Origin of the sequence: Cupriavidus sp. CuC1, assembly GCF_044627735.1 — a bacterium.
Classification (GTDB): Bacteria; Pseudomonadota; Gammaproteobacteria; order Burkholderiales; family Burkholderiaceae; genus Cupriavidus; species Cupriavidus ulmosensis.
Map to the genome: position 1 here is coordinate 1 of NZ_JBIUHC010000237.1, position 10,915 is coordinate 10,915.

Annotated in this window: 10 protein-coding genes and 1 tRNA gene; 9 read left to right on the plus strand and 2 right to left on the minus strand. The window is 64.9% G+C overall.

Annotation, left to right across the window (positions count from 1 at the left end; genetic code table 11):
- Positions 1–233 precede the first annotated feature (233 nt).
- The 8 genes from pta to ACGLHR_RS48225 all read left to right on the plus strand — a co-directional run bounded on the left by pta (position 234) and on the right by ACGLHR_RS48225 (position 7,685).
- Complete coding sequence (gene pta / locus ACGLHR_RS48190; RefSeq protein WP_400102810.1) at positions 234–1,274, plus strand: phosphate acetyltransferase; 1,041 nt, start codon at positions 234–236, stop codon at positions 1,272–1,274.
- Positions 1,271–2,032, plus strand: coding sequence for a TSUP family transporter (locus ACGLHR_RS48195; protein WP_400102811.1), 762 nt, complete (start codon positions 1,271–1,273; stop codon positions 2,030–2,032). Before pta ends, ACGLHR_RS48195 begins: the two co-directional genes overlap by 4 nt.
- Before the next feature lie 84 nt (positions 2,033–2,116).
- A tRNA-Arg gene (locus ACGLHR_RS48200) sits at positions 2,117–2,193 on the plus strand.
- A 354-nt stretch (positions 2,194–2,547) separates the two neighbouring features.
- Positions 2,548–3,426 carry a LysR substrate-binding domain-containing protein gene (locus ACGLHR_RS48205; RefSeq protein ID WP_400102819.1) on the plus strand — a complete coding sequence of 293 codons (879 nt, stop codon included), beginning with the start codon at positions 2,548–2,550 and terminating at the stop codon, positions 3,424–3,426.
- Between the two features lie 203 nt (positions 3,427–3,629).
- Positions 3,630–4,379, plus strand: coding sequence for an SDR family NAD(P)-dependent oxidoreductase (locus tag ACGLHR_RS48210; RefSeq protein ID WP_400102812.1), 750 nt, complete (start codon positions 3,630–3,632; stop codon positions 4,377–4,379).
- Positions 4,380–4,470: 91 nt separating this feature from the next.
- On the plus strand, positions 4,471–5,796 hold the full coding sequence (locus tag ACGLHR_RS48215; protein ID WP_400102813.1) for an MFS transporter: 1,326 nt from the start codon (positions 4,471–4,473) through the stop codon (positions 5,794–5,796).
- A 45-nt stretch (positions 5,797–5,841) separates the two neighbouring features.
- Positions 5,842–6,687, plus strand: a complete 846-nt coding sequence (locus tag ACGLHR_RS48220; protein WP_400102814.1) for a transketolase — start codon at positions 5,842–5,844, stop codon at positions 6,685–6,687.
- Complete coding sequence (locus tag ACGLHR_RS48225) at positions 6,684–7,685, plus strand: transketolase family protein (RefSeq protein ID WP_400102815.1); 1,002 nt, start codon at positions 6,684–6,686, stop codon at positions 7,683–7,685. Before ACGLHR_RS48220 ends, ACGLHR_RS48225 begins: the two co-directional genes overlap by 4 nt.
- A 40-nt stretch (positions 7,686–7,725) precedes the next feature.
- Here the strand turns inward: ACGLHR_RS48225 and ACGLHR_RS48230 are convergent, their stop codons facing one another.
- Positions 7,726–9,447, minus strand: coding sequence for a cobalt chelatase (locus ACGLHR_RS48230; protein ID WP_400102816.1), 1,722 nt, complete (start codon positions 9,445–9,447; stop codon positions 7,726–7,728).
- On the minus strand, positions 9,447–10,424 hold the full coding sequence (locus tag ACGLHR_RS48235; RefSeq protein WP_400102817.1) for an AAA family ATPase: 978 nt from the start codon (positions 10,422–10,424) through the stop codon (positions 9,447–9,449). The genes ACGLHR_RS48230 and ACGLHR_RS48235 overlap by 1 nt, the downstream gene beginning before the upstream one ends.
- A 183-nt stretch (positions 10,425–10,607) precedes the next feature.
- Here ACGLHR_RS48235 and ACGLHR_RS48240 point away from each other — a divergent pair.
- On the plus strand, positions 10,608–10,915 hold a 308-nt coding region (locus ACGLHR_RS48240; RefSeq protein ID WP_400102818.1), incomplete at its 3' end, for a thiamine pyrophosphate-binding protein.

A 10,915-nucleotide genomic window follows, 5' to 3' on the forward strand; every position in this document is an offset into this window, starting at 1 on the left:
GGCCCGGCACTCAAGCGCGCCATCGACCTGCAAATGAACCACGGCAAGACCACCATCATCGAGATCATGTGCACCCGTGAGCTCGGCGACCCGTTCCGCCGCGATGCGCTGGCCAAGCCCGTGCGCATGCTCGACAAGTACAAGGACTACGTTTGAGCCAGTGAGTCAGCGGGCGTTTGGCCGGAAGCGGCGTCCGCTGCTTCCGGCCATCTTCATTCTGAGCGAACCCCATCATGAAAGCGATCAACCGCATCATCGAGCGCGCCCGCGCGCAACCCCGGCGCATCGTGCTGTGCGAGGCCGAAGACCCGCGCATCCTGCAGGCCGCGCAACGCGCGACCCGCGAGGGCATAGCGAGCATCGTGCTGGTGGGTGATGCCACGCGCGTCCGCCAGGCGGCCGCCAGCGAGGCCATCGACCTTGCCGGCATGGACCTGACCGACCCCGCCACCTCCGCGCTCACACCGTCCCTCGCGCAAAAGCTGTTCGCCCTGCGCGCCAAAAAAGGCATGACGCTGGAAGACGCCAGGCGCGAAGTGCTCAAGCCCCTGTGCTTCGCCAACCTGATGGTGCGCCTGGGCCACGCGGACGGCTCGGTGGCCGGCGCCGTGCACACCACCGCCGACGTGGTGCGCACCGCCATCCAGGTCATCGGCATTCACCCGGCGTTCAAGCTGGTATCGAGCTTCTTCCTGATGATGCTGTGCGAGCCGTTCCATGCCTTGAAGGGCGGCCTGATTTTTTCCGATTGCGGGCTGGTGGTGGACCCCGACGCCTTTGCGCTGGCCGAGATCGCGATGGCCGCGGCCGACAGCGCGCAAAACCTGCTGATGGATGCGCCGCGCGTAGCCATGCTGTCGTTCTCCACCAGCGGCAGCGCCCGGCATGCCGCGGTCGACAAAGTGGTGGAAGCCACGCGCCTGGTGCAGGCGCAGCGCCCGGCACTGGCCATCGATGGCGACGTGCAGCTCGATGCCGCCATCGTTGCCGAGATCGCCAGGAAGAAGATCGAGCACTCCAAGGTGGAGGGCCGCGCCAATGTACTGGTCTTTCCCAGCCTGGAAGCCGGCAATATCGGCTACAAGCTGGCCGAGCGCGTGGGCGGCGCCAAGGCCATCGGGCCCTTGCTGCAAGGGCTGCAGAAACCGGCCAACGATCTGTCGCGCGGCTGCAGCGCCGACGATGTGTTCTATGTGATCGCCGTCACCGCGGTGCAAGCACAGGCCGCCGCGCAGGGCCAGACGCAAGCCCCGATGGCCGCGTGCCAGCCATGACCGCAGGCCACCTGCTGCCGCTGCTCGCGCTGATGGGCGCGGCAAGCTACTTCCAGACGGTGACCGGCTTTGGCCTGGGCATGATCGTGATGGGCGCGACCAGCGGGCTGGACCTCGCGCCGGTGGCCACCGTCGCCACGCTGGTGAGCCTGGTGACACTCGCCAACAGCGCCGTGGCGCTGCCCGGCAAGCTGCATCACATCGACTGGCGCGCTGTGGGCGCGGCCACGCTCGGCATTCTGCCCTCGGTGGTGGTTGGCGTGCTGATCCTCGACTACCTGAGCAGCGCCGCCGCCGGCGTCCTGCAAATGCTGCTGGGCGCGGTGGTGCTGTACGGCGGCCTTAGCGCGGCGCTGCGCCCTGCCCCACTGCTGCGGCGCTCCGGTGATCGCAGCTTCTTTGTGAGCGGCATTTTTGGCGGGTTGCTTAGCGGCATGTTCGGCGTGTCCGGGCCGCCGCTGGTTTTTCAGTTCTATCGCCAGCCGCTCTCGCTGGTGGAGATCCGCTGCGCGCTGATTCTCGTGTTCACGGCGACCTCGGTCACGCGCACATTGTTCAGTGCGTGGCAGGGGCAACTGAGTGCCGATATCTGGGTGCAGGCCGCGCTTGCCGTGCCGGTTGTGGCGTTGACCACGATTGCGGCCCGGCGGTATCCGCCACCGCTGTCGGCGGTGGCAACGCGGCGGATTGCATTTGGGGTGCTGGTGGTGATTGGGGGATACCTGATGCTGCCGGGGCTGATTGAGCTGGTAACTTAGCTCGCTACTTTGGGGTAGTGCCCATTTTTATCTGCAAACCCCCTTGTATTTTTCGCCAGGTGCGATACAGTCCTGCCCTCGCGTGCGGCTGTAGCTCAGTTGGATAGAGTACTTGGCTACGAACCAAGGGGTCGTGGGTTCGAATCCTGCCAGCCGCACCACCTGATACGAGTAGCAAACCAACGGCTTAGAGATTTTTGGTCTCTAAGCCGTTTTTGCGTTTACCTCAAGCAGGTACCGGACCCCGGCAATACGCTGAATCCGGGACGGATTTTCGATTGATTCCGCGGCCCGCATGCAGGCAGGCCACAACGCGCCCTCGGGCCAACGGCTGCCCCATACGATATGATCATCGCGGAACCCGCCAAGGCAGCGCTGTAGTCCAGCGCGCCTGGCGCGCCCTGCCAGGCCTCGGGCGCGTGCCGATCACCCGGCCGGCCGAGGCTGGCGGCGACGACATGCCTTTGATCATCCAGTCGTCCAATCGTCCTATCGGCGTTACCAGAGAGCCAGACATGCGCATTCCGCCGCTGAAGTCGATCATCGCGTTCGAGAGCGTCGCGAGAACGAAAAGCGTAAGCCGGGCGTCCGAGGAACTGGGCCTGACCGCCTCAGCGGTGAGCCATCAGATTGCCAACCTCGAGACCATCATTGGCCAGCCGCTCTTCGTCCGGCAGGGGCGGGGCCTGGTTCTCACGCCAGTCGGCGAGCAATACCTGCGCGACGTGACGGGATCGCTTGCGGAACTGAACCGCGCCACCGAGCGCGCATCGAGCCAGGCTGAGGTCGAGATACTCAGGGTGCATTCGAGCCCGAGCTTCGGCCTGATGTGGCTGCTGCCGCGGCTGAAATCGTTCCAGGCCGACAATGGCGACATCCAGCTGAATATCGCCTGCTCCTACGAGGATGTCTCCTTCACCAGCGGCTACTACGACGTCGATATCCGCTACGGCTATGCGCACTGGCGCGACCTCCAGGTCAAGACACTGCGCAACGAGTTCATCGCGCCGCTGGCCTCTCCCGAGTACCTTGCCAGGCACCCTATCCGCACGCCCGCTGACCTGCTGGGCCAGCGCCTGGTTTTCTCCGAGACGCCGCTTGTCCAGTGGCAGCAGTGGTTCGCCAGGTTCGGCGTCTGCGCTGAGCACCAGGCATTCGACTTTTCCTTTGACCGCTCGTACATGTCGCTGGAGACCGCGGCCTTGGGCATTGGCGTTGCACTGGAAAGCATGCTGCTGGCGTCCGTCCATATCAGCAAGGGCACGCTGGTGCCGGTCTTTGACCAGACCTATGCGGTCGAGGTAGGCGGACACCACATTGTCTGCCCATCGCAGAATGCGGATCTGCCCCGCGTACAGCGGTTTCTCGACTGGATCGACCGCGAATTGAAGTAGACCTGAGGCATGTTTGTGGCCTAGGGATTGCCTTATGGATTGCCTTCTGGGCTGCCTTTATTGTGCATCGCACCATAGCCTCGCCTCCCGGAATCGAATCCCTCATCTGAAAATTTCTCAGCAATAGCTGAGGCGGACTGCGTTGATCCGCACCTCGCCAGGCACGACACTCAAGCCATCATTTCAACAGTCAGGAGACAGACATGATGCTCGAGAACAAAGTCGTGATCGTAACCGGCGCCGCATCCCCGCGCGGCATCGGCAGGGCAACGGCAAGCGCCCTTGCCGCGCAAGGCGCCAAGGTGGTGGTGCTGGACCTGCAGCAGGCAGACGCCGAACGGGCAGCGCTGGAACTTGGCGAAGGCCATCTCGGCATCGCATGCGATGTGACAGACCGGGAGGCCTGCCAGCGTGCGGCACAGGCTACCCTGGAAAAATACGGCCGGATCGATGGCCTGGTCAACAACGCCGGCATTACCCAACCGGTACGGACGCTGGACATCCAGCCCGCCAACTTCGATGCCGTCGTCGATGTGAACCTGCGCGGCACCCTCTACATGTCACAGGCCGTCCTCCCGCAAATGAAGGAGCAAAAGCGCGGCAGCATCGTTTGCATGTCGTCGGTGTCGGCGCAACGTGGCGGCGGCATCTTCGGTGGTCCGCACTACAGCGCGGCGAAAGCGGGCGTGCTTGGCCTGGCGCGTGCCATGGCCCGCGAATTCGGTGGCGACAACATTCGCGTCAACTCCATCACGCCGGGCCTGATCCAGACCGACATCACCGGCGACAAGCTCACGGTGGAAATGCGCGCCGACATCATCAAGGGGATTCCGCTGGGCCGCCTGGGCGACGCTGCCGACGTGGCCAACGCTTGCCTCTTCCTGATCAGCGACCTGTCCGGCTACCTGACGGGCATCACGCTCGACGTCAATGGCGGGATGCTGATTCACTGATCGTCCATCGGCTGCCGCCTTCAACGGGCGGAACATCGGGCCGAACAATCAGCGCACCCGGGCAAAACCGGGGCGCATGGCAGGAGACACCATGAAGACCAAGTACGCTTCGCCCGTCGCGGGCGATGTGGTGGCGCACGCGGATGCCGCCACCTTCGAATCGAAGACCTACGCAAAAGTGGTACGGCGCCTGATACCGTTCCTCATGCTCTGCTATCTCGGCGCCTACCTGGACCGGGTCAACGTGGGGTTCGCCAAGCTGCAGATGCTTAACGACCTGCGCTTCAGCGAAACGATCTATGGCCTGGGCGCCGGCATCTTCTTTCTTGGGTATTTCATCTTCGAAGTCCCGAGCAACATGATTCTGCATAAGGTGGGCGCGCGCAACTGGCTCGCGCGCATCATGCTGACGTGGGCTGTGATCTCGGCGAGCTTTGCGTTTGTCAGCACTCCCACCTCCTTTTACGTGTTGCGTTTCCTGCTAGGCGTGGCGGAGGCCGGATTTGCGCCTGGGGTCATTCTTTACATGACCTATTGGTTCCCTTCGGAACGGCGGGCCAAGGCGTTATCGATGTTCTTCATGGCCATACCGCTGGCCGGCATCGTGGGCGGCCCGCTCTCCGGCTACATCATGCATGCGTTCCACGGTGTGCTGGACCTGGCCGGGTGGAAGTGGTTGTTCATGCTGGAAGCACTGCCCTCGCTCTTTCTCGGCGTAGCCATCCTGCTCTACCTTGACAACGGCATCCAGAGCGCCAAGTGGCTCACCCAGGCAGAAAAGGCACTGCTTGCGCGGAACATTGCCGGCGACAACGCGCAGAAGGTCATGCACTTGTCGACGCGCGCGTTCATCGCCGATCGCCGGCTCTGGCTGATGGCGGCCATCTACTTCTGCGTCGTGCTCGGCCAGTATGGCTTGACGTTCTGGCTGCCCACCATCGTCAGGAAGGCCGGTGTCGCGGATCCGCTGTGGGTTGGCATCCTCACCGCCTTGCCGTACCTGTGCGCGATCATCGCGCTGCCGTTGGTCGGCATGAGCGCCGACCGCCACCGCGAGCGGCGCCTGCACCTGGCGATCCCGATGCTGGTGGCGGCAGCTGCCTTTGCGACGCTTCCCCTGCTTGGCAGCGTCGCGGCTTCGATCGTCTGCCTGAGCATCGCCGCAGCGGGCATCCTGACTTCATCATCGCAGTTCTGGGCATTGCCCACCGCGCTGCTGGGCGGCATGTCGGCAGCTGCCGGGATCGCCGCGGTCAATTGCTTTGCCAACCTGGCCGGCTTCTTTTCCCCGGCCATCGTAGGCTGGCTCAATGACCTGACCGGCAAATCCACGGCCGGCCTGATCTTCATCTCGGTTGCCATCGTTCTTGGCGCGTCGCTGGTCTTCCTTGTCCCGGCAAGGACCGTCAACCGTTGAAACTTCCCCTTGACCAACAGATACAGATACAAGCAGGAGACGAACATGAATGCATCATCATCCGACGCGCCCGTGCCATTGCCAGAGCGCGCCTATCGCATCCGCAGGAATGCCCTGTTGATGGGTGAAGTGCAGGGCCAGGGCTATATCGGGCAAGCACTCGACATTGCGGACGTCCTTGCCGTCGCGTACTTCGGCGCCATGCGCTACCGGCCGGAAGATCCGGAGTGGGAGGGGCGCGATCGCTTCCTCCTGTCCAACGGGCACTACGCCATTGCCCTGTACGCCGCCTTGTTCGAAGCAGGCATCCTGCCAGCGGACGAACTGGAGACGTATGGCAGCGACGATAGCCGCCTGCCGATGTCAGGCATGGCAAGTTATACGCCAGGCATGGAGATGTCTGGCGGATCCCTGGGACAAGGCCTGACGATTGCCGTTGGCCGTTGCCTTGGCCTCAAGCGCAAGGGCTCCGATGCCTTCGTCTATACGCTGTTCTCCGATGGCGAACTGGATGAAGGCGCGATCTGGGAAGGGATCATGTCGGCGAGCCACTGGAAGCTGGACAACCTCATCGCCATTGTCGACGTCAACAACCAGCAGGCCGACGGGCCATCGACGCAGATCATGGCGTTCGAGCCGCTGGTGGAAAAGCTGGAGGCGTTCGGCTGGTTCACGCAGCGCGTCGATGGCAACGATATCGCGGCGGTTGCGGCGGCATTCGACGCGGCGCGGTCGCATCCGGGCGCGCAGCCCCGCATGATTGTCTGCGATACGCGCATGGGCTGCGGCGTTCCTTTCCTGGAACAACGCGAGAAGAACCACTTTATCCGCGTCGACGCCCACGAGTGGCAGCTCGCGCTGGAGGCACTGGAAGCCGGGAGGCAAGCATGAGCAACGCAACCTTGAACAAGCCGCGTCTGAAGACGTCAGCCATGATCGCATCGATAGCCGCAGAGGGCCAGGCGACGCGCCCTGCCCCGTTCGGACACGCGCTGGTGGAACTGGCCCGCAACAAGCCCGACGTCATCGGCATGACGGCGGACCTCGGCAAGTACACCGACCTGCATCTCTTTGCGAAGGCGTTCCCCGAGCGCTACTACCAGATGGGCATGGCCGAGCAGTTGCTGATGGGCGCCGCCGCCGGCCTTGCGCACGAGGGGGCACAACCCTTTGTCACCACGTACGCGGTGTTTGCCACGCGCCGCGCCTATGACTTCATGCACCAGGCCATCGCCGAAGACAACCTGGACGTGAAGATCGTCTGCGCGCTGCCCGGCCTGACGACAGGCTACGGGCCAAGCCATCAGGCTGCCGAGGACCTGGCGTTGATGCGCGCGATGCCAAACATGACCGTCATCGATCCGTGCGACGCGCTGGACATCGAGCAAATGGTGCCGGCCATCGCGGCGCATCGCGGCCCTGTCTACGCGCGGCTGCTGCGCGGCAACGTTCCCGTGGTGCTCGATGAATATGACTATCGCTTTGAGCTAGGCAAGGCAAAGCTGCTGCGCGACGGCGCGGAGGTGCTGGTGATTTCGTCGGGCATCATGACGATGCGCGCGCTCGAAGTGGCCAAGGCGCTGGAGGCGGATCGCATCGGCACGGCTGTGCTGCACGTGCCGACGATCAAGCCCCTTGACACCGAGGCCATCGTGCGCGAGGCAAGACGCTCTGGCCGGCTCATCGTTGTTGCCGAGAACCACACGGTGATCGGTGGCCTTGGCGAAGGCGTGGCGGCCGCGCTGATGCGCGCGGGCGTTAGCGCGCCATTCCGGCAGATTGGCCTTCCGGATGCGTTCCTCGACGCCGGGGCATTGCCTACGCTGCATGATCGCTACGGCATTTCGACCAACGTCATGGCGGCAACCATCAAGGGTTGGCTCGGCTAAGGGGAGCCAAGCCGCGGCGGCTCGGCTGCGGGGAGGCCAATCACCGCCTCCCCCCAATCCACCCCACAATCTCCCCGAACACCGGCATGTCCATCGGCACCGACAAGTCCAGCGCCAGGTTGCGGCGGTAATACGGACTCAGGTCCAGCCCCACGCCAAGCCCCAGCACCTCCACGTCGCGCAGCGTTTCATGCCGCGCCACCACTTCCTTCAGGTGGTTGTCCAGGTAAAACGCATCGTTGGCTTGCCCCGTGGCGCTGTCCATCGGGCTGCCGTCCGAGATCACGATCAGGATCCGGCGGGCCTCGGCGCGGGCCAGCAACCGCGCGCAGGCCCAGTCGACCGCCTCGCCGTCCACGCCTTCGCGGAACAGGTCGGCCTTGAACAGCGCGGCGATGCTGGCACGGGCCCGCCGCCAGCTTGTGGCGGCGTCCTTGAACACCATGTGGCAGGTTTCATTGAGCCGGCCGGGATGCGCGGGGCGGCCCCGGGCCAGCCAGTCGAGCCGGGCGCGGCCGCCATTCCACGCGCCGGTGGTGAAGCCCAGCACCTCGCTGGCCACGCCGGCCTGGTCGAGCGCGCGGGTGAGGATGTCGACCATCATGGCGACCGGCTCGATATGCGCTTTCATCGAGCCCGAGCAATCGATCAGGAAGCTCACCGCGCAATCCGCCTGCAGCCGGTGCCGCTCTTGCCGGAACAGCCGGCGCTCGGCCGGCGAGCTGACCAGTTGCGCGAGGCGCCGGCCGTCTATGCGGCCGTCTTCCTCGCCGAAGGACCAGCCATCGCGCTGCGGCACGGCGAGCGATGCCGTAAGCGCGCGCGCCAGCCTTGCCACGTTGATGCCTTGTTCGGCGATGCGCCGGTCCAGGCGTTCGCGATATTCCGCCAGCAGATCGTTGCGCACCAGCGTGCCGGGGGCGATTTCCCGGTCGTAGCGCGTGGCGTAGGCGCGGTAGCCGTGGTCGGATGCGTGCAGCACGCGGCTGTTGCCGGTGGCGGCCATGGCCATGGCTTCGACCTCATCGTCCTCGAAGCCGAGCGCTAGTGAGAACGCCACGCGCACGGCTTCGTTGTCTTCCGCGTCTTCGGCATCGCCTTGCGCGCCGCCCGGGTGGTTTGCGCGCAGCATCTCGCCCACCAGCCGAGCCAGTTCGAGGGCATGGACGGCGAATGCGCCCTGCTCCGCACGGTGCCGGCGCAAGCCCGCCAGCGACACGCCGAGCGCCGGCACGATGGCCGCGCGCGTGGCTTCGATCAGGTCTTCGGTGTCCTCCAGCACTGGCCAGCCGGACAGGCGCGACCATGCGATCTGCGCCACGGTGTACAGCAGGATGCCGAGGTGGCTCTCGGCCAGGCCGCTGCGATGGAACGCGCGGGACCAGGCCTCGAAGCGGTGGCGCAGGTTCTGCGCCAGGCCGGGCATGCCGGCGGGCAGCCGGGATTCGCAGCGCAGTTGTTCCAGCAGTTCGAATACCAGCCGTTCCACCGGATCTGCCGGGCACAACTGCTTGTGCAGATCCGCGTTGGAATGCGCAAGCCGCAACGCCGCGCCATCGGCAGCGCCGCGCAGGGACGCAAAATCGTCCGCCTGCGGGTCGGTGCGCAGATGCGGCTCATGCAGCGGCAGTGGCCGCAGATCGCGGCACAGGCGGCCATCGCGGTAATGCAGCGCGCCGTCGCCGGTGAGGGCGCGCACCGCCGCCGCGCACAGGGCCTCGCGCTGCTGGCCGCGGCGGGCTGCCTGCCGGTCCGTCGTCATCAGCGCGGCTCCGGCACACCGTTGCGCGCGGCTTCCACCTCCCGGCCAAAGCAGCGCTGGAAGTACTCGCCCACGATCGGGCGCTCTGCGTCATCGCATTTGTTGAGAAAGCTCAGCCGGAACGCCAGCGCCGGATCGCGGAAGATCTGGCAGTTCTCCGCCCAGCTGATCACCGTGCGCGGCGACATCAGCGTGGACAGGTCGCCCGTGGCAAAGCCCTTGCGCGTGAGCTCGGCCACGCTCACCATCGACTCGATCAGCGCACGGCCGGCGTCATCGGCCAGCTCCGGCACGCGGGCCAGCACGATGCCGGCCTCTTCCGCGCGCGGCAGGTAGTTGAGCGTGGCGACCACGTTCCAGCGGTCCATCTGCGCGTGGTTCAGCATCTGGGTGCCGTGGTACAGGCCGTTCAGGTTGCCGAGCCCCACCGTGTTGGTGGTGGCGAACATGCGGAACGACGGATGGGGATGGATCACGCGGTTCTGGTCGAGCAGCGTGAACTTGCCGTCGCGCTCCAGCATGCGCTGGATCACGAACATCACATCGGGGCGGCCCGCATCGTATTCGTCAAAGATCAGCGCCACCGGGCGCTGCAGCGCCCACGGCACGATCCCTTCCTGGAATTCGGTGACCTGGCGGCCGTCGCGCACCACGATGGCGTCCTTGCCGACCAGGTCCAGCCGGCTGATATGGCCGTCGAGGTTCACGCGCACGCAAGGCCAGTTCAGGCGCGCCGCCACCTGCTCGATATGGGTCGACTTGCCGGTGCCGTGCAGCCCCTGCACCATCACGCGGCGATCCCGCGTAAAGCCGGCAAGAATCGCCAGCGTCACTTCCGGGTTGAAGCGGTAGGCCTCGTCGATCTCCGGCACGTGATCGTCGCGCTCGCTGAATGCCGGCACCATCAGGCCGGAGTCGATGCCAAACAGGGTGCGCACCGCGACCATCTTGTCCGGTTTGCCAGTCACGATATCCATCACGTTGGTCTCCTTTGGGCGCCGCCCTTTCAGCCATGATAGAGCAGTTTCAATTTTAGATACAAATCATCTCGTTTATTGAAATCACCTATTGACCTTCGACGCGGGCCGACCTACATTTCACTCAACAAACACTTTTCGGGACGCTTAGTTCCGTTTTGATAACTAGACCGGAGACACACCATGAGTGAACACCTGCCTGAAGCCCTCAAGACCAGCGCGCTGCCCGCCACCACCGGCCCGCAGGAGATGACTCCGTCGGAAGCCTTTGTCGAGACCCTCGCCGCCAACGGCGTCACCGACATGTTCGGCATCATGGGTTCGGCCTTCATGGACGCCATGGACATCTTCGCCCCCGCCGGCATCCGCCTGATCCCCGTGGTGCACGAGCAAGGCGCAGGGCACATGGCCGATGGCTATGCCCGCGTCTCGGGCCGCCACGGCGTGGTCATCGGCCAGAACGGCCCTGGCATCAGCAACTGCGTCACCGC

Bases quoted from the DNA above. Each gene is read 5' to 3' on its own strand.
- ACGLHR_RS48210 (WP_400102812.1), top strand. From the start codon at position 3,630: ATGATGCTCGAGAACAAAGTCGTGATCGTAACCGGCGCCGCATCCCCG.
- pta (WP_400102810.1), top strand. From the start codon at position 234: ATGAAAGCGATCAACCGCATCATCGAGCGCGCCCGCGCGCAACCCCGG.
- ACGLHR_RS48205 (WP_400102819.1), top strand. From the start codon at position 2,548: ATGCGCATTCCGCCGCTGAAGTCGATCATCGCGTTCGAGAGCGTCGCG.
- ACGLHR_RS48215 (WP_400102813.1), top strand. From the start codon at position 4,471: ATGAAGACCAAGTACGCTTCGCCCGTCGCGGGCGATGTGGTGGCGCAC.
- ACGLHR_RS48195 (WP_400102811.1), top strand. From the start codon at position 1,271: ATGACCGCAGGCCACCTGCTGCCGCTGCTCGCGCTGATGGGCGCGGCA.
- ACGLHR_RS48230 (WP_400102816.1), bottom strand. From the start codon at position 9,447: ATGACGACGGACCGGCAGGCAGCCCGCCGCGGCCAGCAGCGCGAGGCC.
- ACGLHR_RS48235 (WP_400102817.1), bottom strand. From the start codon at position 10,424: ATGGATATCGTGACTGGCAAACCGGACAAGATGGTCGCGGTGCGCACC.
- ACGLHR_RS48220 (WP_400102814.1), top strand. From the start codon at position 5,842: ATGAATGCATCATCATCCGACGCGCCCGTGCCATTGCCAGAGCGCGCC.
- ACGLHR_RS48225 (WP_400102815.1), top strand. From the start codon at position 6,684: ATGAGCAACGCAACCTTGAACAAGCCGCGTCTGAAGACGTCAGCCATG.